The 23,941-nt window shown below is 71.5% G+C and carries 23 protein-coding genes; 14 read left to right on the plus strand and 9 right to left on the minus strand.

Going from position 1 to position 23,941, the window contains the following annotated elements; genetic code table 11:
* Positions 1-334: 334 nt before the first annotated feature.
* The gene (locus Q0Q23_RS13150) at positions 335-1,243 is read right to left on the minus strand and encodes a hypothetical protein (RefSeq protein WP_295124517.1); all 909 of its coding nucleotides are present in this window, start codon (positions 1,241-1,243) and stop codon (positions 335-337) included.
* A gap of 144 nt (positions 1,244-1,387) precedes the next feature.
* Positions 1,388-2,386 (minus strand): LacI family DNA-binding transcriptional regulator, encoded by a 999-nt coding sequence (locus Q0Q23_RS13155; protein WP_295124520.1) that lies wholly within the window; start codon positions 2,384-2,386, stop codon positions 1,388-1,390.
* A gap of 237 nt (positions 2,387-2,623) precedes the next feature.
* Between Q0Q23_RS13155 and Q0Q23_RS13160 the strand changes: the two genes are divergently transcribed.
* The 7 genes from Q0Q23_RS13160 to Q0Q23_RS13190 all read left to right on the plus strand — a co-directional run bounded on the left by Q0Q23_RS13160 (position 2,624) and on the right by Q0Q23_RS13190 (position 11,116).
* The gene (locus Q0Q23_RS13160) at positions 2,624-3,910 is read left to right on the plus strand and encodes an ABC transporter substrate-binding protein (protein WP_295124523.1); all 1,287 of its coding nucleotides are present in this window, start codon (positions 2,624-2,626) and stop codon (positions 3,908-3,910) included.
* Between the two features lie 41 nt (positions 3,911-3,951).
* Positions 3,952-4,989: a carbohydrate ABC transporter permease gene (locus tag Q0Q23_RS13165; RefSeq protein ID WP_295124647.1), complete on the plus strand. Its 1,038-nt coding sequence runs from the start codon at positions 3,952-3,954 to the stop codon at positions 4,987-4,989.
* Positions 4,989-5,870 carry a carbohydrate ABC transporter permease gene (locus tag Q0Q23_RS13170; RefSeq protein WP_295124526.1) on the plus strand — a complete coding sequence of 294 codons (882 nt, stop codon included), beginning with the start codon at positions 4,989-4,991 and terminating at the stop codon, positions 5,868-5,870. The genes Q0Q23_RS13165 and Q0Q23_RS13170 overlap by 1 nt, the downstream gene beginning before the upstream one ends.
* A 44-nt stretch (positions 5,871-5,914) precedes the next feature.
* Positions 5,915-8,227 (plus strand): glycoside hydrolase family 3 N-terminal domain-containing protein, encoded by a 2,313-nt coding sequence (locus tag Q0Q23_RS13175; protein WP_295124529.1) that lies wholly within the window; start codon positions 5,915-5,917, stop codon positions 8,225-8,227.
* A 162-nt stretch (positions 8,228-8,389) separates the two neighbouring features.
* Positions 8,390-9,136: a 3-hydroxybutyrate dehydrogenase gene (locus Q0Q23_RS13180; protein ID WP_295124532.1), complete on the plus strand. Its 747-nt coding sequence runs from the start codon at positions 8,390-8,392 to the stop codon at positions 9,134-9,136.
* A complete protein-coding gene (locus Q0Q23_RS13185) occupies positions 9,133-10,044 on the plus strand; it encodes an alpha/beta fold hydrolase (RefSeq protein WP_295124535.1) in 912 nt (303 codons plus the stop codon). Before Q0Q23_RS13180 ends, Q0Q23_RS13185 begins: the two co-directional genes overlap by 4 nt.
* Before the next feature lie 16 nt (positions 10,045-10,060).
* Entirely contained in the window at positions 10,061-11,116 is a 1,056-nt protein-coding gene (locus Q0Q23_RS13190) for an alpha/beta fold hydrolase (RefSeq protein ID WP_295124538.1), read from the plus strand.
* A 30-nt stretch (positions 11,117-11,146) separates the two neighbouring features.
* Here the strand turns inward: Q0Q23_RS13190 and Q0Q23_RS13195 are convergent, their stop codons facing one another.
* Positions 11,147-11,758, minus strand: coding sequence for a TetR/AcrR family transcriptional regulator (locus tag Q0Q23_RS13195; RefSeq protein WP_295124541.1), 612 nt, complete (start codon positions 11,756-11,758; stop codon positions 11,147-11,149).
* A 57-nt stretch (positions 11,759-11,815) separates the two neighbouring features.
* On the opposite strand from Q0Q23_RS13195, the gene Q0Q23_RS13200 reads away from it, so the two are divergent.
* From Q0Q23_RS13200 to Q0Q23_RS13230, 7 genes are all read left to right on the plus strand, one after another.
* Positions 11,816-12,850, plus strand: coding sequence for an agmatine/peptidylarginine deiminase (locus Q0Q23_RS13200; protein ID WP_295124544.1), 1,035 nt, complete (start codon positions 11,816-11,818; stop codon positions 12,848-12,850).
* Positions 12,847-14,559 (plus strand): amidase, encoded by a 1,713-nt coding sequence (locus Q0Q23_RS13205; protein ID WP_295124547.1) that lies wholly within the window; start codon positions 12,847-12,849, stop codon positions 14,557-14,559. The genes Q0Q23_RS13200 and Q0Q23_RS13205 overlap by 4 nt, the downstream gene beginning before the upstream one ends.
* Positions 14,560-14,884: 325 nt before the next feature.
* Positions 14,885-15,097 (plus strand): hypothetical protein, encoded by a 213-nt coding sequence (locus Q0Q23_RS13210; protein WP_295124550.1) that lies wholly within the window; start codon positions 14,885-14,887, stop codon positions 15,095-15,097.
* Positions 15,098-15,124: 27 nt separating this feature from the next.
* Positions 15,125-15,466: a D-alanyl-D-alanine carboxypeptidase family protein gene (locus Q0Q23_RS13215; protein ID WP_295124650.1), complete on the plus strand. Its 342-nt coding sequence runs from the start codon at positions 15,125-15,127 to the stop codon at positions 15,464-15,466.
* A 28-nt stretch (positions 15,467-15,494) separates the two neighbouring features.
* The gene (locus Q0Q23_RS13220; protein ID WP_295124653.1) at positions 15,495-15,863 is read left to right on the plus strand and encodes a MarR family winged helix-turn-helix transcriptional regulator; all 369 of its coding nucleotides are present in this window, start codon (positions 15,495-15,497) and stop codon (positions 15,861-15,863) included.
* A 58-nt stretch (positions 15,864-15,921) separates the two neighbouring features.
* Positions 15,922-17,358 carry an argininosuccinate synthase gene (argG, locus tag Q0Q23_RS13225; RefSeq protein ID WP_295124553.1) on the plus strand — a complete coding sequence of 479 codons (1,437 nt, stop codon included), beginning with the start codon at positions 15,922-15,924 and terminating at the stop codon, positions 17,356-17,358.
* A 17-nt stretch (positions 17,359-17,375) separates the two neighbouring features.
* On the plus strand, positions 17,376-17,909 hold the full coding sequence (locus Q0Q23_RS13230) for a MarR family winged helix-turn-helix transcriptional regulator (RefSeq protein ID WP_295124556.1): 534 nt from the start codon (positions 17,376-17,378) through the stop codon (positions 17,907-17,909).
* Here Q0Q23_RS13230 and Q0Q23_RS13235 read toward each other — a convergent pair.
* The 6 genes from Q0Q23_RS13235 to Q0Q23_RS13260 form a co-directional block, all read right to left on the minus strand.
* On the minus strand, positions 17,897-18,250 hold the full coding sequence (locus Q0Q23_RS13235; protein WP_295124559.1) for a twin-arginine translocase TatA/TatE family subunit: 354 nt from the start codon (positions 18,248-18,250) through the stop codon (positions 17,897-17,899). The genes Q0Q23_RS13230 and Q0Q23_RS13235 overlap by 13 nt on opposite strands.
* Before the next feature lie 23 nt (positions 18,251-18,273).
* The gene (locus tag Q0Q23_RS13240) at positions 18,274-20,916 is read right to left on the minus strand and encodes a LuxR C-terminal-related transcriptional regulator (protein ID WP_295124562.1); all 2,643 of its coding nucleotides are present in this window, start codon (positions 20,914-20,916) and stop codon (positions 18,274-18,276) included.
* A gap of 395 nt (positions 20,917-21,311) precedes the next feature.
* Positions 21,312-21,935 carry a signal peptidase I gene (locus Q0Q23_RS13245; protein WP_295124565.1) on the minus strand — a complete coding sequence of 208 codons (624 nt, stop codon included), beginning with the start codon at positions 21,933-21,935 and terminating at the stop codon, positions 21,312-21,314.
* A gap of 3 nt (positions 21,936-21,938) precedes the next feature.
* A complete protein-coding gene (locus Q0Q23_RS13250; protein ID WP_295124569.1) occupies positions 21,939-22,241 on the minus strand; it encodes a hypothetical protein in 303 nt (100 codons plus the stop codon).
* A gap of 500 nt (positions 22,242-22,741) precedes the next feature.
* Positions 22,742-23,299: a hypothetical protein gene (locus Q0Q23_RS13255; protein ID WP_295124572.1), complete on the minus strand. Its 558-nt coding sequence runs from the start codon at positions 23,297-23,299 to the stop codon at positions 22,742-22,744.
* Between the two features lie 40 nt (positions 23,300-23,339).
* Positions 23,340-23,873: an alternate-type signal peptide domain-containing protein gene (locus Q0Q23_RS13260; protein ID WP_295124575.1), complete on the minus strand. Its 534-nt coding sequence runs from the start codon at positions 23,871-23,873 to the stop codon at positions 23,340-23,342.
* Positions 23,874-23,941 lie beyond the last annotated feature (68 nt).

Below are 23,941 nucleotides of genomic sequence, written 5' to 3' on the forward strand. Positions count from 1 at the left end.
CGCACCCCTCGCGCACCCCTCGCGCACCCCTCGCGCACCCCTCGCGCACCCCTCGCGCACCCCTCGGCGGCGCCTCATGCGCCCTTCGCTCGGCCTTCGGCGCCCCCTCGGCCGTCATGTCGGTTGCCATGGGCCGCGTGGCGCCGATTTCGAGCGAAGGGGCGCCGAAGGGCGCCGAAATGCCCTTATAACGGCACTTTAGGGGCGTTTGCGTGCCCCTCGGGTGCCCCTCGCGGGCCCCTCGAGCGGTCCTTCGGCGGCCCCTCGGCGGGCCCCCGGGGCCCCTCAGGCGGCGGCTCGGCGCGAGGAGCGCTGCCGGGCGTCTTCGACGCCGCTACATCCCACGCGGGGGCATGTTTTCGCGGCCTGGGACGAGCCTCCCGACCCGACGGATCAGCTCGGCCGGAGTGCGGAGGTCGTCTGCGGTCACGCGGATCATCCTCCAGCCGAGATCCTCCACCCGTTCGCGGCGGCGGATGTCCTTCTGCCAGGTCTGACGGTCGACACGATGGACGTCGCCTTCATACTCGAGGGCGACGCGCGCGTGCGGGTACGCGAGGTCGATGCGGGCGACGAACGCTCCGGACGCATCGCGCAGTTCGTGATTGAGCAGTGGCACGGGGAGTCCGGCATCGGCGAGCAGCAGTCGCAACCGCGACTCGCCGGGTGATTCGGCTCCGTGCCTGATCGATCCGATCGCCTCGCGGGCCCGGCCGATGCCCCGGCGGCCCGGCGCGGCGGCGATGGCGCGCGCCAGCGCGAGGCGATCGCTGAGAGGAGTCTCGCCACCGACGAGGAAGTCGCCTGCGACCACCAGCGCATCGCGACCGAGCAGCTGGGCGAGGTCGAGCCAGGTCTGCTCGGGGGTCGTCACCGGCAGACCGTGGACCGTCCGGGTCTCCCAGCGCGAGAGCTTGTGGCCGACGTACCCGCGGATGGCGGGCGCGCGAGCCGGGGCGCGGACCGTGACGTGGATGAGGTCGCCGACGCCGGGCAGCGGCACACCGTAGAGCAGCGCCGCGGTGGTGTGGCTGAACGCGAAGTCGAGGGGCCGGTGCAGTGCGTAGGCACGGCAGCGCGCGATGAGTCCGTCCGCCTCCACCGAGACGCGCGTTCCGCGCACGGGAGTCAGCAGATCGCCTCCGCGGAGCCGCTTGCGCCCCACGCCGCCCGCGGTCGCGGCTGTGACGGTGAACGCGGAGTCGAGGAGGTGCGGTGGAAGTGGGCTGCGCTGTCGTGCCATGCGCGCCACCCTGCCAGACCGGAGGCACCGCTCCCGGAGTTATCCACAGCGCCCGGCGTCGAAGGGCGCGTAGGCGCCCTCAAAACGGCGCTATAGGGACATTAAGGCGCCCTTCGGCGGAGGGGAAGAGCCATCCCACCCGCGCTACGCCGGCGGTGCCGTGCTCGCGCGGCGGACCAGGCGCGTCGGGAGGCGGACGTGCGTCGGATCGGGCGTCTCGCCCGACATCAGCGCGACGACCAGCTCCGCAGCCGCGGCGCCGAGCCGCCCCATCGGCTGGCGCACGGTGGTCAGCGGCGTCGAGAACCGCGATGCCTCCGGGATGTCGTCGAAGCCCACCACCGAGAGGTCGCGGGGCACCTCCAGCCCGAGCTCGTGCGCGACCTCGATCACGACGATCGCCGAGAGATCGTTGGCTGCGAAGATCGCGCTCGGGCGCTCGGGGGCGGCCAGCAGCCGCCGGGCGGCCTCCCGTGCGCTCTCCTGCTCGTAATTGCCGACGCCCACGATGGCGGGGTCGTACGGGATGCCGGCCTCGGCGAGTGCGCGGCGGTAGCCGGCGTCGCGGGCCGCCGACGAGCGGAGGTCCGGCCGGCCGGCCACGAAGCCGATGCGCCGGTGGCCGAGGCCGATCAGGAAGTCGACGGCGCTGCGCGCCCCGCCGAAGCTGTCCGACTCCACCGTGGGCAGGTCGGCGCGGCCGGTGTGCGGGTCGACCGCCACGATCGGGACGTCGGCGTTGGCGTTGACGACCGTCGGTGTCACCATGATGACGCCGTCGATGAGGGTTCCGCTCAAGCGGCTGAGCGACCGCCGCTCCCAGCCTTCCTGCGCGAGCTGGCGGGAGCCGCTGTAGGCGAGGAGGTCGTAGCGGGACTCGGCGAGCGCCGCCCCGACGCCCTTGAGCACCTCCGCGCTGAAGGGCTCGAAGTCGGCGACCAGCACCCCGATCACGCCCGTCTGCCGCGAGCGCATGCTGCTGGCGACCAGGCTGGACTCGTAGCCGAGCTCCTCCACGACCTGGAGGACGCGCTCGGCCGTGTGGGAGGCCACGCCGTAGCGGCCGTTGACCGCCTTCGACACGGTCGCGGCGGACACACCGGCCGCCTCGGCCACGTCGTTGATGGTTGGTCGTCGTCCCATGACCGAGCAGCATAGCAACCTGGAAAAGGATTTCGAAAAGGATTTCGAAAACGTTTGACACCCGTCAGAAGCGCTTGCGACACTGACACGGTCCGGTCAGCCTCCCGGACCCCGACGAGTCCGCAGATCGGCGACGGCGAGAGGCTTCGCCCGTCCGAACAACCCGCGCGGACTCCTGTCACCGGGCATCGACGAACACGTGGATGCCGCTCAACGAAGAGAACAGGTTGGAATCACATGAAAGCCAAGAAGCTCCTCATCGGAGCAGCTGTCCTGGCCGCCGGCTCGCTCGCACTCACTGCCTGCAGCGGCACCAACGACAGCTCAAGCAACGGCAAAGTCACCATGTCGCTCTGGCAGAACTCCACCACGGGGCCCGGCCAGCAGTACTGGAAGGACGCGATCGCGGCGTTCGAGAAGAAGAACCCCAACGTCACCATCAAGATGCAGTCGATCCAGAACGAGGACCTCGACGGCAAGCTCCAGACGGCGCTGAACTCGGGTGACGCCCCCGACATCTTCCTGCAGCGCGGCGGCGGCAAGATGGCCGCCATGGTGCAGGCCGGCCAGCTGATGGACCTCACCGACAAGGTGTCCTCCGACACCAAGAAGGTCATCTCCGCCGGCTCGTTCAAGGCGGAGACCTACCAGGACAAGGTGTGGGCGATGCCGCTCGCGGTCCTGCCCGGCGGCCTGTTCTACAGCCAGGACCTCTTCAAGGCGGCCGGGATCACCGAGGCTCCCAAGACCATCGACGACCTCAGCTCCGACGTGCAGAAGCTGAAGGCCACGGGCGTCGCCCCGATCGCCCTCGGCGCCAAGGACGCCTGGCCCGCCGCGCACTGGTTCTACTGGTTCGCGCTTCGCGAGTGCGCCCCTGCCACCATGGAGAAGACCGCCGACTCGAAGAGCTTCAGCGACCCGTGCTGGACGAAGGCCGCTCAAGACCTCCAGGACTTCGCCGCGCAGAAGCCGTTCAACGACGGCTTCCTGACCACCTCCGCCCAGCAGGGCGCCGGCTCGTCGGCCGGTCTGGTGGCCAACCACAAGGCCGCGATGGAGCTCATGGGCGCCTGGGACCCGGGAGTGATCGCCTCGCTCACGCCCGACCAGAAGCCCCTGCCCGACCTCGGCTTCTACCCCTTCCCGGAGCTGTCCGGCGGCAAGGGTGAGCCCGGCTCGATCATGGGCGGCGTCGACGGCTACTCCTGCTCGGTGAAGGCTCCGAAGGAGTGCGCCGACTTCCTCAACTTCATCGCCACCACGCCGCAGCAGATCAACTACTACAAGGCCTTCAACTCTCCGCCGGTCAACACCGAGGCGCAGAAGCAGGTCACCGAGCCCTACCTGAAGGAAGTGCTGTCCGCCTACAACAAGGCTCCGTACGTCTCGCAGTGGCTCGACACGGTCCTCGGCCAGAACATCGGCAACGCGCTGAACGTCGCCGTGGTCGACATGCTCGCCGGCAAGACCGACGCCAAGGGCATGATCCAGGCCGCGAACGACGCCGCGAAGAAGGGCTGAGAGGCCGCACTGTGAGCAACACCCGCGAGTCAACCTCGACCGTGCACGCGTCGACGGCGGATCTCGCGCAGCACGACGGGAGCGGCGCAGCCGCGTCGCTCCCGTCGCAGCCGCGCCGCCGCCGCGGCGCGGGCTGGGGCCTCCGCGCCGAGATCCTCCTCCTGGCCGGCCCCGCCGTCATCGTCTTCCTGGCGTTCGTCATCTTCCCCGTCGTGATGGCCGCTTACTACGGCTTCTTCCGCTGGGCGGGCTACGGTACGCCCACCGACTTCGTCGGCCTCCAGAACTACGCCGTCATCCTCACCGACCCCGCCTTCCTGGCGGCCCTCGGCCACAACGCCTTCATCGTCGTGATGTCGATCGTCATCCAGGGCCCGATCGCCATCCTCCTGGCGCTCCTGCTCAACCGGCGGATGAAGGGCCAGTCGATCATCCGCGTGCTGATCTTCGTGCCCTATGTCATCTCGGAGGTCGTGGTCGGCACCGGCTGGAGCCTGATGCTCGCCACCAACGGCGCGCTCAACGGCTTCCTGCACAACGTCGGCCTGGGCTCATGGGCCCACGACTGGCTGTCCGACCCGAACATCGCCATCTGGACCCTGATGGGCATCCTGACCTGGAAGTACGTCGGCTTCGCCGTCATCCTCTTCCTCGCCGGCCTGCAGGGCATCCCGGAGGAGCTGTACGAGGCCGCCGCCCTCGACGGCGCGTCGTACTGGCAGATCCAGCGCAGGATCACCCTCCCGCTGCTCGGCCCGACCCTGCGCATCTGGGCGTTCCTCTCGATCATCGGCGCACTGCAGCTGTTCGACCTCGTCTACATCATCTGGGGCCAGTACGTGGCCTCCACCGCCGGCACCTCGACGATGGCGACCTACATGGTGGCCAACGGCCGCAACGCCGGCAACTTCGGCTACGGCAACGCGGTCGCCGTCGTGATCTTCCTCATCTCCCTGATCGTCGCCCTCGTCTACCAGCGCTTCGTCCTCCGCCGCGACACCGCGGGAGCCGTCACGACCGCCAAGAACGCCGAGCGCAAGGGCCGCCGCAACAGGGCCGCTCAAGAAAGGACGGCGTGATGACCACTCTCACCGCCCCCTCCACCCGTCGCTCGCGCTCCGCGCGCAAGGCCGAGCGCAAGGCCCTGCCGTGGGGTTCTCCGGCCGTCTACTTCATCGCGCTGATCGTCATCGCGCTGATGATCGTGCCGATCGCGTACATCATCATCGGCGGATTCCGCACCAACTCGCAGATCACGGTCGATCCGGCCGGCTTCCCGAACCCGTGGAACCCGGCGAACTACGTGAACGTCCTCACCGGAGGAGTGTTCTGGGGCCAGGTGCTGAACTCGACGATCGTCGCGCTGGTCACGACCGTCGGCGCCGTCGCACTCGGTCTGATGGCCAGTTACGTGCTCGCCCGCTACCCGTTCCGCGCCAACGGCTTCCTGTATGCGCTGTTCGCCGCCGGGCTGATGTTCCCGATCACGGTCGCCATCACGCCGCTCTACATCGTCGTGCGCAACCTCGGCCTGATGAACTCGCTCGCCGGCGTCATCATCCCCCAGATCGCGTTCGCCCTGCCGACGACGATCATCATCCTGGTGCCGTTCCTGCGGGCGATCCCCGACGAGATCCAGGAGGCCGCGTTCATCGACGGCTGCAGCCGCCTGGGCTTCTTCTTCCGGATGGTGCTGCGGCTGTCGCTGCCCGGTGTCATCACCGTGGGGATCCTGGCGTTCATCGCCAGCTGGAACAGCTACCTGCTGCCCTTGTTCATCCTCAACGACCAGGCCACGTTCACCCTCCCGCTGGGCGTTCAGGCGTTCTCGTCGCAGTACGCGACGGACACCTCGAAGGTGCTGGCCTTCACCTCCCTCTCGATGATCCCGGCCCTGATCTTCTTCAGCCTGTTCGAGCGCCGCATCGTCGGCGGTCTGACCGGCGCGGTCAAGGGCTGAGCGCGTCCCGCGCCCGTCGGACATCCCGTACGCAGGAAAGAAGCATGACTACTGACAACCTCCCGGCCGTATCCGAGCGGGTCCGCCGCCTGCTGAGCGAGATGACGCTCGAAGAGAAGCTCGCGCAGATCGTCGGCTACTGGGTCGACAAGGGCGACGACAACGTCGCGCCGCTCGACGGCGAGATGACGACGGGTCAGACGTACGCAGAGGCGACGGCGGCCGGGATCGGGCATCTGACCCGCGTCTACGGCACCCGCCCGGTCGACCCGGTGGAGCGCGCGAGCTGGCTGTGGTCGGAGCAGCGCCGCCTGCGGGAGCAGACCCGTCTCGGCATCCCCGCGCTGGTGCACGAGGAGTGCCTGACCGGGCTGGCGGCGTGGAAGGCAGCGACCTTCCCGACGCCCCTGGCCTGGGGCGCCGCATTCGATCCCGCGCTGGTGGAGGAGGTGGGCGCCGCGATCGGGGCGTCCATGCGCGAGCTCGGCATCCACCAGGGCCTCGCCCCGGTGCTCGACGTGATCCGCGACCCGCGCTGGGGCCGGGTGGACGAGTGCATCGCAGAGGACCCGTACGTGGTCGGGACGATCGGAACCGCGTACGTCCGCGGCCTGCAGTCGTCCGGGGTGCACGCGACGCTCAAGCACTTCGTCGGCTACTCGGCATCGCAGGCGGGCCGCAACCACGCACCGGTGCACGCCGGGACGCGCGAGGTGCGGGATGTGCTGCTGCCGCCGTTCGAGATGGCGATCCGCGACGGCGGCGTGCGCTCGGTGATGAACTCGTACGCCGAGATCGACGGGGTGCCCGTCGCGGCGAACCCCGAATATCTCACCGGCGTGCTCCGCGACGAGTGGGGCTTCGACGGGACCGTCGTGGCCGACTACTTCTCGGTCGCCTTCCTGCACACCATGCACCGCATCGCGGCCGACCGCGGCGAGGCCGCGGAGCTGGCCCTGGCCGCGGGCATCGATGTCGAGCTGCCGACGGGTGACGCGTTCCTCGCACCGCTCGCCGACCGCATCCGCGCCGGCCTCGCCGACGAGGCGCTCGTCGACCGGGCGGTGCTGCGGCTGCTCGCGCAGAAGGAGGAGCTCGGTCTGCTCGACGAGACCTTCGACACTCCGCCGGCTTCGGTCGACCTGGACTCCCCCGCACACCGCGCGCTCGCGCTGCGGCTCGCCGAGGAATCGCTCGTGCTGCTCACCAACGACGGCACGCTGCCCCTCGAGGGGGACAGCGCCGCCGCGCGGATCGCCGTCGTCGGGCCCAATTCCGACGCGGCGGAAGCGCTCATGGGCTGCTACTCGTTCGCGAACCATGTGCTCGCCCATCACCCGGAGGTGCCGCTCGGCTTCGAGCTGCCCTCGATCCTGGCGGGACTGCGCGAGGAGTTCCCGGCCGCCGAGCTGGTGCACGCCCGCGGCTGCGATGTCGAAGGCGACGACCGTTCCGGCATCGTCACCGCCGTGAGCGCCGCCGCCGACGCCGACGTGGCCGTCGTCGTCGTGGGCGACCGCGCGGGTCTCTTCGGCCGCGGCACGGTCGGCGAGGGCAACGACGTCGAGAGCCTGGAACTGCCCGGCGTGCAGCGCGAGCTGGTGGAGGCGGTCGTCCGCACCGGCACGCCCACCGTCGTGGTCGTGCTCTCCGGCCGGCCGTACGCGATCGACTGGGCGGTGGAAGGCCTGGACGCCCCGGCCGCCGTGCTGCAGGCCTTCTTCCCCGGCGAGGAGGGCGGCCGCGCGATCGCCGCGGTGCTCTCCGGACGCGTCGCTCCCTCGGGCCACCTCCCCGTCTCGCTGCCGCGGTCGGCCGGCGCCCAGCCGTACTCGTACCTCCACCCGCTGCTGGGCGGCCCGTCTGACGTGACGAGCGCCGACAGCACGCCCGTGCTGCCGTTCGGGCACGGCCTGAGCTACACGACGTTCGAGCGCAGCGGACTGGAGGCCGACGCGACGGTCGCCGCCGGCGCCGAATTCGAGGCGCGCGTGACCGTCCGCAACACCGGTGACCGCGCGGGCACCGACCTGGTGCAGCTCTACGCGCGCGACGTGTTCGCCAGCGTGACGCGTCCGGTCGCCCAGCTGCTCGGCTACGCCCGCGTCGTGCTGGAGCCGGGCGAGGAGGCCGTCATCGCCTTCCAGGTCCCGACGGCCCGGCTGGCCTTCACCGGCCGCGACGGCGTGCGCATCGTGGAGCCCGGAGACGTGGAGCTGTGGGTCGGCCCGTCGTGCGCGCAGCGCGAGACGGTCGCGGCCATCGCGGTGGCGGGCCCGACGCACGCGGTCACGCCGGCCGACGGCCGCCTCGTGCGCGTCTCGGTCTCGGCTCCCGCTCCCGCCGAGCTCGCCTGACCCTTCCCCCCTTCGGCGCCTTCCGTCGAGGGGCACGCAAACGCCCCTAAAACCTGGTTTTAGGGGCGTTTGCGTGCCCCTCGGCGACGGATCCTTTCGCGCGGAGACGCCCCGCGGGTAGGGTGCGGGTGTGGGCGGGCGCGCCCGGGAAGGAAGCAGCCGATGGCGGAACTCTCGGGGCGCAGGGCGCTCATCACCGGCGGAGCCAGCGGGATCGGTCTCGCGTGCGCCGAGGCGTTCGCGAACGCGGGCGCCCACGTCACGATCGCCGATCTGAACGGAGAGGCTGCGCGCGCTGTCGCCGCCCGGCTGGGCGGGGAGGCGTGGGAGGTCGACCTGTCGCAGACCGGACCGCTGGGCGACCTCCGGCTCGACACCGACATCCTCGTCAACAACGCCGGGCTCCAGCATGTGCGCCCCATCCCCGAGTTCGAGCCCGAGAGCTTCGCCCTCATCCTGCGGATCATGCTCGAATCGCCGTTCCTGCTGATCCGCGCGGCGCTGCCCGGCATGTACGAGCGCGGCTTCGGGCGCATCATCAACATCTCGAGCGTGCACGGGATCCGGGCGTCGGAGTTCAAGTCGGCATACGTCGCGGCCAAGCACGGGCTCGAGGGGCTGTCGAAGGTCACCGCGCTCGAGGGCGCCGCACACGGCGTCACCTCCAACTGCATCGAGCCGAGCTACGTGCGCACGCCGCTCGTCGAGAAGCAGATCGCGGACCAGGCGCGCGTGCACGGCATCCCGGAGGACGAGGTGGTCGAGAAGATCATGCTCACCGAACCCGCGATCAAGAGCCTGGTCGAACCGGAGGAGGTCGCCGGGCTCGCCCTCTGGTTGGCCGGGGAGGGCTCGCGCATGGTCACGGGCGCGAGCTACACGATCGACGGCGGCTGGAGCGCGCGGTGAGCGACACCGGACCGGTGCGTGCCCCGGCTCCTTTCCGCGTCCCCGTGGCCGGCGGCGACCTCGCGGGCGGCCAGTGGCACGCCGATGCCGACGGGATGCCGCTGGTCGGCATCCACGGGATCACCGCGAACCACCTCTCGTGGTCGCTCGTCGCCGATGCACTCCCAGGCGTGCGCGTCGTCGCTCCCGACCTGCGCGGCCGCGGGCGCAGCGGCGAGCTCCCCGGACCGTACGGGATGGCCGGCCACGCCGACGACGTCGCGCGCATGATGGACGAGCTCGGCATCGAGCGCGCCGTGGTCGCCGGCCACTCGATGGGCGGGTTCGTCGCGGTGTGGCTCGCCGCGCGGCACCCCGACCGGGTGGAACGCCTGGTCCTCGTCGACGGCGGACTCCCCGTGACCGGCACGGCCGATCTCGGGCCGGCGCGCGACCGGCTGCGGATGACCTTCGCGAGCGTGGAGGACTACCTCGCCTTCTGGCGCCGGCATCCCGCCCTCGGCCCCTGGTGGAACGACGCGATCGAGCAGTACGCCCGCTACGACCTCGTCGGAACGCCGCCCGCGCTGCGGTCGAGCGTCTCAGAAGAGGCCATGTCCGTCAACGCGCTCGAGCTGGACGGCAGCGGCGGCTACGCGGAGGCGCTCGCCGGGCTGACCCTGCCGATCGCGTTCGTGCGCGCGCCGCGCGGGCTGCTCGACGCCGACCCGCTCTACCGGCCCGAGGAGGTCGCCGAGTGGCGCGGGCGGCTGCCGTGGTTCGAGGCCTACGAAGCCGACGACGTGAACCACTACACGATCGTGATGACGGAGGCCGGCGTCCGCCAGCTGAAGCCGCACCTGCCGGGCGGCTTCCCTCCGCATCCCCACTTCCACTCCGAACCGCACACCGAACCGCATCGGCCCTGACCCGAAGGAGGCCCTCGTGACGGGAACACTGCTCCCCGGCATCGCCGCCCGCAGCATCCCCACCACCCGCTACACCGCGAACGTGCTGGAGCGCGCGGCAGAACCGGACGACTCCGGCACGACGATCGTGTTCGTGCACGGCAACGTCTCGTCGTCGCTGTTCTGGCAGCCGCTGATGCTCGCACTCCCGCCGGGCGCACGCGCCCTCGCGGTCGACCTCCGAGGCTTCGGCGACAGCGAGACCCTGCCGGTCGACGCCACCCGCGGTGTCGGCGACTTCGCCGACGATGTCGCCGCCGTCCTCGACGAGCTCGGGACCGGGGCCGTGCACCTGGTCGGCTGGAGCATGGGCGGCGGCGTGGTCATGCGGCTCCTCCTCGACCGTCCCGACCTGGTGCGCAGCCTCACGCTCGTCTCGACGGTGTCCCCGTACGGTTTCGGCGGCACGGCGAGCGACGGCAGCCTCCTGAACGCCGACGCGTCCGGCACCGGCGGCGGCGGGGCGAACCCTGACTTCGTCGCCCGCCTCGCGGCGGGCGACACGGGCGCGGAGTCTCCGACGTCGCCGCGCGCGGTCTATCGCGCGGCGTACGTCGCGCCCGGCTTCACGACCGAGTACGAGGACATCTGGGTCGAGTCGATGCTGTCCACCGCGACCGGCGAGGACAACTATCCGGGCGACGCGAAGCCGTCCGAGCAGTGGCCGGGCTTCGCGCCGGGGACGCGCGGTGTGCTCAACACGATGGCGCCGACCTACTTCGACACCTCAGGCATCGTCGATCTCGACACCAAGCCGCCGATCCTCTGGATCCACGGCGCGCTCGACGCGATCGTCAACGACGCGTCGTTCTTCGACCTCAACCAGCTGGGAGCGGCCGGGGTCGTCCCCGGCTGGCCGGGCGAGGAGGTCGCTCCCCCGCAGCCGATGCTCGCCCAGATCCGGGGCGTGCTCGGTGCGTACCGGGCGCAGGGCGGCGTGACCCGCGAGGTCGTCTTCGAGGACTGCGGCCACTCGCCGCACATCGAGAAGCCGGAGGAGTTTTTGGCCGAGCTCACCGCCTGGGTGGCGTGACCTGCAGCACGGGCGCGCCGACGACGCAGGTCATGCGGGGGTGAGTGCGCCCACGGCCAGTCCGAGCATGCCCTCCAGTGCGTGGGCGAGCAACGAACCGCGGTCGGCCGCGCCGCCCCAGCGCACGAGCGCTTGGGCGTTGAGGCCGTCGATCATGCCGAGGAGCTGCCAGGCGACGGCCTGCGGGTCGTGGGCCCGGAAGTCGCCCGAGGCCACGCCGCCCTCGATGACGCTCTCGATCACCTCGCTCCAGGCGTCCATCTGACCGCGCACCGCCGCCCCCAGCACGGCGTTGCGGCGGCCGAGCGCGAACGCCTCCACCCAGATCACGGTCACGTCGTCGCGCGATCCGTCGAGGAGGGTGCCGACCAGGGCTCTCAGCCGTTCGACCGGGTGCGCCTGGGCCGCCAGGAGCGCCCGCACCTCGGCGATCTCGGCCGTGACCACGCTCACGAACGTCTCGGCGACGAGCCCGTCCATCGACTCGTGGTAGTGCGCGACCAGCGCCGGCGTCACTCCGGCGCGCGCCGCGACCGCCCGCAGCGTCACCGCGGCGAGGCCTTCGTCGAGCGCGAGCGCGCGGGCGGCGGCGGCCAGTTCGGCGCGGCGCTCGGCGGGCGGTTTGCGGGCTGCTCTTGACATCGTGGGTCCAGTATAGGTATTTATTGATCATCCGATCAATAGAGCCCGGAGGTTCACATGACCTGGCGCATGCCCGCCGAGACCGCACAGCACGAGCGCACCTGGATGGCCTTCCCGCGCGCCGGCATCACCCTCGGCGACGACGCGGCCTCGGCCGACGAGGCGTACGCCGCCTGGACCGCCGTCGCCCACGCCGTCGCCGAGTTCGAGCCCGTGACGATGGTGGTCGACCCCAGCGAGCGCGAGCGCGCCGCCCGCCTGCTCGGGTCGCACGTCGAGCAGGTGGAGGCGCCGCTCGACGAGTTCTGGATGCGCGACTTCGGTCCCACCTTCGTCGTGGACGATGAGCGTCCCGGGGTACTCGGCGCGGTCGACTGGAGCTTCAACGGCTGGGGCGACCCGGCCTGGTCGGAGTGGCGCAAGTCGGCCGAGATCGCCCGCTACGTCGCCGAGCGCACCGGCGCCGAGCTGATCAGCTCGGTCCTCGTCAACGAGGGCGGCGGCATCCACGTCGACGGCGACGGCACCGTGCTGCTCACCGAGACGGTCCAGCTCGACCCGCGCCGCAACCCCTACGCCGACAAGGCACGCGTGGAGGCCGAGCTCGCGCGGACGATCGGGGCCACGCACGCGGTCTGGCTCCCCCGGGGCCTCACCCGCGACTACGACGACTTCGGCACGAACGGCCACGTCGACATCGTCGCCACCATCCCCTCGCCCGGCCGCCTGCTGCTGCACACGCAGCGCAACCCGGAGCACCCCGACTTCGAGGTCTCGCGGGAGTTGAAGGCGTTCCTCTCGGGCACGACCGACGCCGCCGGGCGCTCGTGGGAGATCGTCGAGCTCCCCGCGCCGGCGACCCTGCGCGACGAGGAGGGCTTCGTCGACTGGAGCTATGTGAACCACCTGGTCGTCAACGACGGCGTCATCGCGTGCGGCTTCGGCGAGGAGCGTGCGGACGCCGAGGCGACCGAGATCCTCGAGGCCGCCTATCCGGGCCGCCGGGTCAGCATGGTGGACTCGCGTCCGATCTTCGCCCGCGGCGGCGGCATCCACTGCATCACCCAGCAGCAGCCGGCGGTCGCGCGATGACCCGCTTCGACGTCGTCGAGACCGGCATCGCCGAATTGCGGCGAGCGCTGGAGGCCGGCGAGACGACCAGCGCCGAGCTGGTCGACGCCTACCTCGCCCGGATCGACGCGTACGACTCCGCAGGGCCCGCTCTCAACGCCGTGGTCGTGCGCAATCCGCGGGCCCGCGAGGAGGCCGCGGCCTCCGACGAACGCCGGGCCCGCGGTGAGACCCTGGGCCCGCTCGACGGCATCCCGTACACCGCCAAAGACAGTTACCTGGCGCAGGGGCTCACGGCCGCCGCCGGGTCCCCGGCGTTCGAGCACCTGGTCGCGCAGCGCGACGCGTTCACGATCGGGCGGCTCCGCGCCGGCGGCGCGATCCTCCTCGGCCTCACCAACATGCCGCCGATGGCGAACGGCGGGATGCAGCGCGGCGTGTACGGCCGCGCCGAGAGCCCGTACAACGGCGACTATCTGACGGCCGCGTTCGGCTCGGGATCGTCGAACGGCTCCGGCACCGCCACCGCCGCCAGCTTCGCGGCGTTCGGGCTCGGGGAGGAGACCTGGTCGTCCGGCCGCGCCCCGGCCTCCAACAACGCCCTGTGCGCGTACACGCCGTCGCGGGGAGTGATCTCGGTGCGCGGCAACTGGCCGCTCGTGCCGACCATGGACGTCGTCGTGCCGCACACCCGCACGATGGCCGACCTGCTCGAGGTGCTCGACGTCATCGTCGCCGACGACAGCGAGACCCGCGGCGACTTCTGGCGCGCCCAGCCGTGGGTGCCGATCCCGCCCGCGTCGCGGTTGCGTCCGGCGTCGTACCCGGCGCTCGCGCCCGGCGACGCCGGCAGCGCTCTCGCCGGCAAGCGCATCGCCGTGCCGCGCATGTACATCAACCGCGACGACGACGCGGGAACGGCGGAGGACGGCGGCATCGGCGGCCCGACCGGTCGCCGCATCGAGACGCGCGCGTCCGTCATCGCGCTGTGGGAGGCCGCCCGGCGCGACCTGGAGGCGGCAGGCGCCGAGGTGGTCGAGACCGACTTCCCCGTGGTCTCCAACTATGAGGGCGACCGTCCCGGCGCTCCGACGATCGCCTCCCGCGGCCTCGTCACGCCGGCGTACCTGCGGCGCGAGATCATCGACCTCTCCGCGTGGGCGTGGGACGACTTCCTCGCCGCCAACGGCGACCCCGCGCTGAACACGCTCGCCGACGTCGACGGTGCGCGGATCTTCCCCGCGCCGCCCGGCGCGCTTCCCGACCGCTACGACGGCTTCGACGACGACATCGCCGAGTACCCGGCCTGGGTGCGCGAGCACCCCGGAACGACGCTCACCGCCATCCCGGAACTGGCCGACGGCGTCCGCGGCCTCGAGGAGACCCGCCGGGTCGACCTGGAGGAGTGGATGGACGCGCTGGGCGTGGACGCGGTCGTCTTCCCGGCCGCCGCCGACGTGGGACCGGCCGACATGGACGTGAACCCCGCCTCCGCCGACCTGGGCTGGCGCAACGGCGTCTGGGTGTCCAACGGCAACCTGGTGCCGCGGCATCTCGGCATCCCCACCGTGACGGTGCCCATGGGCACGATGGCCGACATCGGGATGCCGGTCGGGCTGACGTTCGCGGGCCGGGCCTACGACGACGCAGCGCTGCTGACCCTGGCGGCGGCGTTCGAGGCGACCGGCCGGCGGCGCACCGAACCCCCGCGCACGCCGCGGCTCACCTAGAACGGCGCCGCGCCCCGCCGACATTCGTCACGAATCCCCCGATTCGTGGCACGAATGTCGACATTCGTGCCGAATCTCCGCTGCGCCCCGCCGAGGCACCTCGCACACGCTGGCGCCCCAGCCCCGTTGGGATTAGTGACGAATCTCATGATTCGTGGCACGAATGTCGACATTCGTGACGAATGTCGAGATGCTTGGGGCGCACGGCGGCGGGGTGCGCGCCGCGGCGCCGCGTGGGGCGCGTACGGCAGCATCAGCCTCGCGACCGATGCGATTACCTCCGAAGGCCGAGGACGATCGCGGGGGCGGCTGCGACCGTGGAAGCATGCTTCCCCCTCGCTCCGCTCCCGCACGTCGCCCCCTGCTCGCCGGAGCGCTCGCGCTGGCCGCTCTCGTCGCCCTGACGGGCTGCACCGCCGCATCGGCGGGCGTCGGTGTCGAGCCGGTGCCGACCGACTCCGCGCAGCTCACCGACGACGACGGGTACATCCCCGACGGCACGTCGCTCACGCTGGACAGCGGGCTGCCCGCCGTCTAGCGGCTCGACCCGCAGCTCCTGGAGGCCCTGCGCGCCGCCGACCGGGTCGCCGTCGCCGAGCACGGCACGACGATCACGATCGTGGACGGCTGGCGCTCCCTGCGCTACCAGGAGTACCTGTTCGCGCGGGCCGTGCAGAAATACGGGAGCGAAGAGGAGGCCGAGCGCTGGGTGAAGCGGGGAGCGGACTCGTCGCACGTCTCCGGACGCGCCGTGGACGTCGGCACGGCGGACGCTATGGACTTCCTCAACCGGTTCGGCTCCGAGTGGGGGCTCTGCCAGACCTACGCGAACGAGCCCTGGCACTTCGAGCCGGCCACCCGCGCGGGCGGCGAGTGCCCGGCGATGTCGTCGGACGGGCGCGGTTAGCGCTCGGGCACCGGCCGCCCCGCTGGGCATCACGCCGAACCGCTTCGGCGTGCTCGCGCAGCTCGCCCGGCAGGAGGGCCGCACGCAGCAGGAGCTGGCCACGGCCCTCGGCCTGCACCGCAACTCGATGGTCGGACTGATCGACGACCTGGAAGTCAGAGGTCTGGTCGAACGCCGCCGTCACCCCGACGACCGCCGCGCCTACGCCATCCACCTCACACCCTCGGCGCGGGAGGTTCTCGCCGCGGGCGACCGGCTCGCCGACGAGCAGGAGGAGGCGCTGCTCGCACCGTTCGACGCGGATGAGCGCGCCGCCCTGATCGCGACGCTCACCCGACTCGTGGCCGCCGCCGGCTTCCGGGCCGGCGTGCACCCGGGCCTGGGCTCCGGGCACTGAGCGACCGCCCTCCCAGACCCGCGAAACACTGCGGCGCGCCCGCACTAAGCTGGAAGCCGTGTCCAAGGTCTTGAGCAGTCTTCCGGTCGGTGAGCGAGTCGGCATCGCGTTCTCGGGAGGTCTCGACACCTCCTGCGCGGTCGCCTGGATGCGCGAGAAGGGCGCCGTGCCCTGCACCTACACCGCCGACATCGGGCAGTACGACGAGCCGAACATCGACGAGGTCCCCGGCCGCGCCACGGAGTACGGCGCCGAGATCGCCCGCCTGGTCGACGCGAAGCGCGCCCTGGTCGAAGAGGGGCTGATCGCGCTGCAGTGCGGCGCCTTCCACATCCGCTCCGGCGGCAAGACCTACTTCAACACCACCCCCCTCGGTCGCGCGGTCACCGGTGTCCTGCTGGTGCGCGCCATGATGGAGGACGGCGTCGAGATCTGGGGCGACGGCTCCACGTACAAGGGCAACGACATCGAGCGGTTCTACCGCTACGGCCTCGTCGCCAACCCGCGTCTGCGCATCTACAAGCCGTGGCTCGACACCGCGTTCGTCGAGGAGCTGGGCGGTCGCACCGAGATGAGCGAGTGGCTCGTCGCCCGCGGCTTCCCCTATCGCGACCCGAGCGAGAAGGCGTACTCGACCGACGCCAACATCTGGGGCGCCACCCACGAGGCCAAGCGCCTCGAAGAACTCGACGCCGGGCTCGACATCGTCGATCCGATCATGGGCGTCGCCGCCTGGCGCGAAGACGTGGAGGTCACCCCGGAGACCGTGTCGGTGCGGTTCGACGCCGGCCGCCCCGTCGCCCTCAACGGTGTGGAGTTCAGCGACCCGGTGGCGCTGGTGCTCGAGGCCAACGCGATCGGCGGCCGCCACGGCCTGGGCGCGTCCGACCAGATCGAGAACCGCATCATCGAGGCGAAGAGCCGCGGCATCTACGAGGCGCCGGGAATGGCCCTCCTGCACATCGCCTACGAGCGCTTGCTCAACGCGATCCACAATGAGGACACCGTCGCGAACTACCACAACGAGGGGCGCCGGCTCGGCCGCCTCATGTACGAGGGCCGCTGGCTCGACCCGCAGTCGCTGATGCTGCGCGAGTCGCTGCAGCGCTGGGTGGGCTCGGCGATCACGGGCGAGGTCACGCTGCGGCTGCGCCGCGGCGACGACTACACGATCCTCGACACCACCGGTCCGGCGCTCAGCTACCACCCCGACAAGCTGTCGATGGAGCGCGTGGGCAATGCGGCGTTCGGACCGTCCGATCGCATCGGCCAGCTGACGATGCGCAACCTCGACATCGCCGACTCCCGCTCGCGCCTCGAGCAGTACGCCGCGGCCGGGCTGATCGGCGGACCGACCGGCGAGCTCGTCGGCGAACTGCAGGAGGGCAGCGCGCGCTCCATCCTGGAGCTCGACGTCAGCGCGGCCGACGATGCGCTGTCCCGCGAGATCGACGCCTCGTCCGAGGGCGCCGCCTTCGACGCCGGAACCGACTAGGGCGCACCGTGGCGCGGGTGGCGAGCACCGACGGCGGGCGGCCCGGCCGCACGCCCGGTGGCGCGCAACCCGGGCGGGCCGACCGCGACCCCGAGTCGCCGGACTCCACCACGCCCGACGCGGACCGGAACGAGCACGAGCCCGGCAACTGGCCCCTCGGGCGCCTTCTCGGGGCCGCATCCCGCGCCGTCGAGCGAGCATGGTCCGAAGCCCTGGAGGCCCGCGGGCTCACCCACGCCGGACTGATCGTCCTGCACTTCGTGGAGCTCGGTTTCAGCTCGCAGAGCGATCTCGCGCGGGCCGCCCAGGTGGAGGCGCAGACCATGTCGCGCACCGTCGACCGGCTCGAGCGCGAGGGGCTCGTCACCCGCGCACCGGACCCCACCGACCGACGGCGCCACATCGTCGCGATCACGCCGCGCGGTCGGACGGCCTTCGAAGCGGTACGCGGCTTGGAGGACGAGGTCTTCCCCCAGGTCGACGACCCCGCTGCCCTGCGCGCCGCCCTGATCCAGATCGTGAGTGCGGCGCCGGTGCGTCAGTCGCGCTGAGCCGGGTCCGCTCCGGCCTCGCCCGGCGTGCCGTCACCGGTCTCGCCAGCGGTCTCGCGGCCGGTCTCGCCAGCGGCCGCGCTGCCGGTCTCGCCGGCGGCCGCGCTGCCGGTCTCCCCGACGGCCGGAGCGGCCGGTGGATCACCCGCCGGATCGGACGCCGGGTCCGCCGCCTGTTCGTCCGACTGCCCGTTCGCCGGCTTCCGAGTCTCCGTGCGGAGGATCCGAAGCGACTCGCCGAGCCCTTTCGCCAGGGCGGGGAGCTTGGTGGCGCCGAACAACAGCAGCACCAGAGCCACGAGGATGACGATGTGCCATCCGCTGAAGAGATTCCCGAACATGCGGCCGTTCCCTCCTGACCGGATCAGGCGATCCGGTCGTCACCCTCGTAACGAGTGCGTCCGAGCGGGAGCCGGGGCCTCAGGAGCCCCAGGTCGTAGGCGATGCGGACGGCCTCGTCGCGCGAGTTGGCTCCGAGCTTGCGATAGATGCTCCGCGTCTGGGTCTTCACCGTGTTGATGGAGACGACCAGGGACCTCGCGATGTACTCCAGGCTCGCCGTCGACTGCAGGCGGTCGAGCACGATGCGCTCGCGCTGCGTGAGTTGCGCGGCCATCGCGGCCTCCGAGAAGAGCGGCTTGACCTTGGCCAGCGCGGTCTCGGCAGGGTTGTCGTCGACGGCGTCCGACGACACCGCGAGCGACGGCGTCGAATGGCCGGCGATCGTCAGCACGAACGGCGTGAGCAGGTTGTTGGCCTCGGCGACCTGACGGGCGTTCACCCGGATGGTCGCCGCCCGGGCGCTCTTGAGTCGCTGCAACGCCTCGGCCTGCACGAGCAGCATCTCGACCCGGGTGCGTGGGCCCGCGCCGTCCCCGAGCACCGCCTCGGCCAGCAGCTGGGCGCTGCGGTACTCGCGGAACATCAGCAGAAGGCGAGCGGACACGGGCCGCAGGGCGTTCGTGCCGTCCGGGAACGACTTGATCAGCTTCTGCGCGGCGACCAGGTTGCCCTGCGACATCAGGAGGTCGGCCTCGAGAGCGACGAATCGTGCCCGTTCGCTGTTGCTCGGCGTGTGCGGGGACTTGCTGAGCAGCTCCGCGTCGATGACCTGCTGTGCCTGCTCCAGCTCGCCGGCCGCGAGTGCGCGCAGCGCCGACGCGTAGGCCGAGTAGCTGTGCAGCTCGCCGAGATCGGCCTCGAGGCCGCTCCAGGGAGTGGTCGGGTCGCTCTCGTCGCCCGGCTGCGCCTCCGTGACGATCAACCGTGAGGCGACGGCCACGGGGATGAAGGCGCTGGACCGCAGGGTGTGGTCCCCTCCGGCATACGCCTCCAGCCGAGCCGCCACCGCCTGCGCGCGGTCGATCTCTCCGTGCAGGGCATAGGCGAGGGCGGCAGCGCCCGAGGAGTAGGCGTGGAGGTTCGGATCGGCGCCGGCCCCGGCGGCGGCTCGCTCGAACGCCGTCGCCGCCTCCTGGTCGCGGCCGAGCCGCAGCTGGGTGAGGCCGATCTCGAGCCAGGCGAGGGGCGGCTGGGCCACGGAGACGTCGGGGGACGACAACGACGACAGGAATTCGTCGGCCTGGGAGAGCCGTCCCACCTTGCGAAGCGCGATCATGCTCGTGAGGTCCGTCCAGTACTGCCGCACCGGCTCCAGCCGGCGACCGCGCAGTGCCTGCGGCTCGGCCGCCGCGTGGTAGTAGTCGAGGGCTCCCAGCGGGTCGCCTCCGACGTTCTCGCGGAGCAGCCCGGTCACCGTCAGCAGGATGACCGAGGACCGCAGCGCCCCGAGATCGAGGGAGCCGAGCTCCTCCAGGTAGTCGTCGGCCTCCTCGGTGAACGCGGACGTCCAGTTGCGAGCCAGGATCGTCTCGGCCGCCACGATGTCGCTGCCCCGCAGCGCCTGCCGCAATGCGGTGATCGGGTCGCCGTTCGCCTCGAGGACGTCGAGAAGCTCGCCCGCGAGCCGATCGCCCTCACCGGGCGACTCGACCTCGAGCTGGGAGCGGAGGAGCGCGCGCACCGGGTCGAGGAGCTCGTAGACCAGACGCCCCTGGCCCCGCGCGTACGTCCACATGCCGAGACCGGCGGACTCCGCGACGAGGAGCGCGCCGTCGTCGGCTCCATCCGGCTCGATGCGCGCGACGATGTGCGGCGCGAGGTACGGCGCGACGGCCGCGCGCTGCAGCGCGGTCCTCTCGTCCGCTCCGATCGTCGCGTGCGACAGCAACTCGGAGACCACTGTCTCGGAGATGTCCTCCAGCGCCCGTGCCACGACCGCCTCGGGCATGACCGCACGCGGATCGTCGAAGACGCGGATCATCGCGCGCGCCGCGAGCGGCCAGCCGCGGCTGCGCTTCCACACGTGGTCGAGCACGCGCGGCTCGACGTCGGCCCCGAGAAGCCGAACGACTTCGTCGAGCTCGTGCCGTGCGAAGGCGAGATCGTCGTTCTGCACGATGACGAGGTCGAGCACCGCGGCGAGAGCAGGGGCTTCGAAGGTGGTCAGGGCACGCGTCAGGACCATGAGATGCAGGTTCGGGGTACGACGGAGCAGCTGGACCAGCTCGCCCGAGAGCAGCCCGTCCCACTCGCGCGTGTAGCCGTCGAGGACGAGAACGACGGTGCCGACGCTCCGGCCGACGCCCTCCTGCGCCGCGGCGAGCGGGTCCGCATCCCAGAACGCGGATTCCTCGCGGGGGTCGAACGCCCGACGGACGGCCTCCCAGAAACCGGGGAGGCCCGTGCTGACGAGGTCGAGGTCGATCCACGTGGCGGCCGCCCGCCTCGCGCCGCCCTCGCGGTCGAGCCATTTGCGGACCAGCGACGTCTTCCCATAGCCCGCGGGGGCCCGGACGATGGTCGCCTGCTCGCGCAGGGCTCGGTCGAGTCGCTCGAAGAGCTCGGGCCGCTCGATGGTGTAGCGCGACAGGCGCGGAAGCCGCGACGGCTCCGCTCCGTTCTCCGGCTGGCCGGTGCGCGTCTCGTGCAGGTGCGTGGTGGTCATGCTGGACTCCTTCGGCTGGGTGTCACTGCGTACGATCCGGCTACCGCGCGGAACGTAACGCGCAGCTGTCTCGCGGCGACCCTTCTCTGACTCATCCCGTGTCTCCCCCTCATGCTCGGTTCCGGTCTCCACCCGTCCCCCGATCGGTCGGGCGCGCCGCCGGAGCGCATGTGCGATGATCCCAGGCCGATCGCGAGGGATACCGCTCAGCGGAAGACCATCTCGGTGGTCTTCGCGGCCCGCGTTCGGGGGTCTTCATCCGCTGAATCACCCAACGTATGTGTGTAATATGGTAGAGATCATACGTGGCGTTCATTATTGTCACCTGTGCGCTCACCCGCTGGCCCGCTGGGCGGAAAGGGGGCGCCGACGACGAGTCGCGCGCGCGCGACCGGCTAGAGCGGAATGTACGTCTCACGGTGGGCGACGGGCGCAGAGTTGCCGCGCCGTGCGTTCCGCACCCACGAGACGATCGAGAGCAGGGAGTACAGGATCAGGAGCGCTCCGATCCCGATCAGCCAGGGCTGCAGCGAGGTGCTGTTCTTCAGGATCGCGAGCCATCCGACGCCCGGAACGGCATACCAGACCCGCCCGCGCACCTGCTCCGCCCGCACCGGTGCCGCATCGGCGACCGCATTGGCGTCGCCCCGGGTGACGTATCGCGTGGTCCCGTCCGAACTCGTTTCGACGCGGACGATGCGGTGGGTGACGACATCGGGCTCGCCGGATCGGAGCTGGTACGTCACCACGTCACCGACGTGGAGGCCGCCCGCGCCGGCGGGACGCACGACCAGGAGGGTGCCGGGCGGCAGGCCGGGCTCCATGGACCGGGTCAGCACCGTGTAGGTGTTCGACCCCGTCGCGATGGGGACGACGACGGTCACCACGAGCAGCCCGCAGACCAGGATGAGCAGTGCGGCGGTGACGACCGTCCCGACCGCGCGGGCGATCCGCGCCACGCGGCCCGGCGGGCGCGTCCCGGTCGATCGACGTCGGTGCGCGATGCTCACCGTGGTCATCACTCATCCCTCGTCTCGTGCGCGGCGGCGGGTGCGCCGCCGAGCTCCGTGAGCGCGCGCCACGAGCGCGGCCCCGGCGACACCGAGCGCTGCCGCGATCCCGACGGCGGCCATGACGTCGGATCCCGTTGCGGCCAGCGGTGGCGCTCCAGGACGCCCGCCGGCCGACGGCGGAGCCGCGCCGGCGTCGCCGTCACCGGACCCCCCTCTGTCGCATCCGGCGCCGAGCGGATCGGCGTCCAGAACCACCAGGATCGAGAAGCCGATCGGCGCCGCCTGGCCGGTGGTCCCGTTCAGATCGCCCACGGACAGCGCCGCCGTCGACGTCGACGGCGGCGCCCGCGGCCACCGGCTGCGGGTCGAGCAGGGTCGTGCACGCGCCGGAGGCATCGAGCGGCACCGTCGGTCCGGATCCCCGCGGCGTCGAGACCGTGAGCGAAAGAGAGCGACGCAGAGCCTCGTCGGGGACGTCGACGGACGTCAGCGCCACACGGAGATACGCGATGCCCCCCGAAGCGTTCTGGACCGCGAAGCGATCGTGAGCGCTCGTCCGCGGCACGAGGATCGAGCCGTCGAAGAGCGGATGCGAGGTCCGCACGACGCTGTCCGACTGCGCTGTCAGGACGTATACCTCCGCTGCCGGGGACGGCGAGGCGGGAGCCACGGCGAGGGGGGAGAAACCGGCGGTTCCGGCGAGGGCGAGCACGACCGCGGCGGTGAGGGCGGCCATCAGCTGCCGCCCGGGTGTCCGGGCGCCACCGCGGAGGGGGCGGCCTCGCCGTGCGCTCGCATGCGCCGTCTCATGGTCATGGTCGGTACTGATTCGCATCGAGGAGGAGCGTGAAATCGGCGATGGTGGTACCGGCCGCCGCAGCGGGGACGTCGGGATTCAGGTCGACCGTCAGGCAGAACGACGCGAAGGTGCTCGCGGTCAGGGGACCCCCGACGTTCTGCGGAGTCGAGCCGAGCGGGACCGCGGCGCCGGCCGGCGCCGCGCAGGCCCCGGGCGCCAGGGCCCACGACACGTACGGATTCGCCGCCGACGCGGCATCCACGAAGGCGGCCACGGCGAAGGGCGTCGTGCCGACGTTGCCCACCGTGAGCGTCGCCGAACGCGTCTCGCCCGGCAGCATTCCGTCGAACGCGGCCGGGTCGAATGCGGCGGAGGTCGCGGTCGGCGAGCCTGTATCGCCGACCGCGACCGTTGCGGTCAGGGTCCCGGAACGGATCTGCGTCCCTGAGATCGGTGCGTCTCCGTTCCAGAGCGCGTAGCTTCCCCCGACGCTGAGCCCTGCAACGAGCGCGAGCGACGCGATCAGGACGGCGAGGGGTAACGCAGACCGCGCCGCCTTGTGTGCCCTCATCGTCACCCCTTCCGTCGAGCGTCACTCGATCGCGCTGCCGTCAGGGGGTCTGCTGCAGCAGGAACTGGAGTCCGCTGAGCTGAACGGACTGCCCTTGGGCCACGGTCCCGGTGACGGAATCCGGCGGGAATGTGACGGTCACGGTCACGGGCGCGGTGATCGGGGCCGTGGTCGTGGGAGCGGCGGAGACGACGTCGAAGGTGTTGGGCACACCGGCGACGGGGGTGAGGGTGCCGCCTGACGTCGTGCCGACGGTCATCGTGATCTGCAGTGCCGCGAGCAGCTCCGGGTCGCCGGTGATCGACGACGGGTCGATCGAGAGCTGGGAGTGCAGGTTGTCGCCCTGCGCGACGATCGACACATCGGCGGTGTAGGTGGCCGTGTCGCCGGGCGACCAGGCAGTGATGGAGTTGTCCCATGCGCCGCCCGTCGCGTCCACGGTCAGCACACCGGAGTCGACCGCGCCCGCGTCGAGAGTGGCTGCGTCGTTCCACAGGGCCAGCGTGCCGGCCGATCCGATCAGCAGCGCCAACCCGGCGCCACCGGCGATCAACCCTTTGGTGAGTTTGTTCATCGGTCTCTCCAACCGTCTCTGATGAGTTCCTCGGCCGTTCGAAGAGTCGGGTCGTGGAGCACCTCGAT

The sequence above is a fragment of the uncultured Leifsonia sp. genome (assembly GCF_945957465.1).
In the GTDB taxonomy this organism is placed as follows: domain Bacteria; phylum Actinomycetota; class Actinomycetes; order Actinomycetales; family Microbacteriaceae; genus Leifsonia.

Bases quoted from the DNA above. Each gene is read 5' to 3' on its own strand.
- Q0Q23_RS13180 (WP_295124532.1), top strand. From the start codon at position 8,390: ATGGCGGAACTCTCGGGGCGCAGGGCGCTCATCACCGGCGGAGCCAGC.
- Q0Q23_RS13170 (WP_295124526.1), top strand. From the start codon at position 4,989: ATGACCACTCTCACCGCCCCCTCCACCCGTCGCTCGCGCTCCGCGCGC.
- Q0Q23_RS13205 (WP_295124547.1), top strand. From the start codon at position 12,847: ATGACCCGCTTCGACGTCGTCGAGACCGGCATCGCCGAATTGCGGCGA.
- Q0Q23_RS13255 (WP_295124572.1), bottom strand. From the start codon at position 23,299: ATGAGGGCACACAAGGCGGCGCGGTCTGCGTTACCCCTCGCCGTCCTG.
- Q0Q23_RS13175 (WP_295124529.1), top strand. From the start codon at position 5,915: ATGACTACTGACAACCTCCCGGCCGTATCCGAGCGGGTCCGCCGCCTG.
- Q0Q23_RS13245 (WP_295124565.1), bottom strand. From the start codon at position 21,935: ATGACCACGGTGAGCATCGCGCACCGACGTCGATCGACCGGGACGCGC.
- Q0Q23_RS13240 (WP_295124562.1), bottom strand. From the start codon at position 20,916: ATGACCACCACGCACCTGCACGAGACGCGCACCGGCCAGCCGGAGAAC.
- Q0Q23_RS13150 (WP_295124517.1), bottom strand. From the start codon at position 1,243: ATGGCACGACAGCGCAGCCCACTTCCACCGCACCTCCTCGACTCCGCG.
- Q0Q23_RS13160 (WP_295124523.1), top strand. From the start codon at position 2,624: ATGAAAGCCAAGAAGCTCCTCATCGGAGCAGCTGTCCTGGCCGCCGGC.
- Q0Q23_RS13260 (WP_295124575.1), bottom strand. From the start codon at position 23,873: ATGAACAAACTCACCAAAGGGTTGATCGCCGGTGGCGCCGGGTTGGCG.
- Q0Q23_RS13200 (WP_295124544.1), top strand. From the start codon at position 11,816: ATGACCTGGCGCATGCCCGCCGAGACCGCACAGCACGAGCGCACCTGG.
- Q0Q23_RS13195 (WP_295124541.1), bottom strand. From the start codon at position 11,758: ATGTCAAGAGCAGCCCGCAAACCGCCCGCCGAGCGCCGCGCCGAACTG.
- Q0Q23_RS13155 (WP_295124520.1), bottom strand. From the start codon at position 2,386: ATGGGACGACGACCAACCATCAACGACGTGGCCGAGGCGGCCGGTGTG.
- Q0Q23_RS13210 (WP_295124550.1), top strand. From the start codon at position 14,885: ATGCTTCCCCCTCGCTCCGCTCCCGCACGTCGCCCCCTGCTCGCCGGA.
- Q0Q23_RS13235 (WP_295124559.1), bottom strand. From the start codon at position 18,250: ATGTTCGGGAATCTCTTCAGCGGATGGCACATCGTCATCCTCGTGGCT.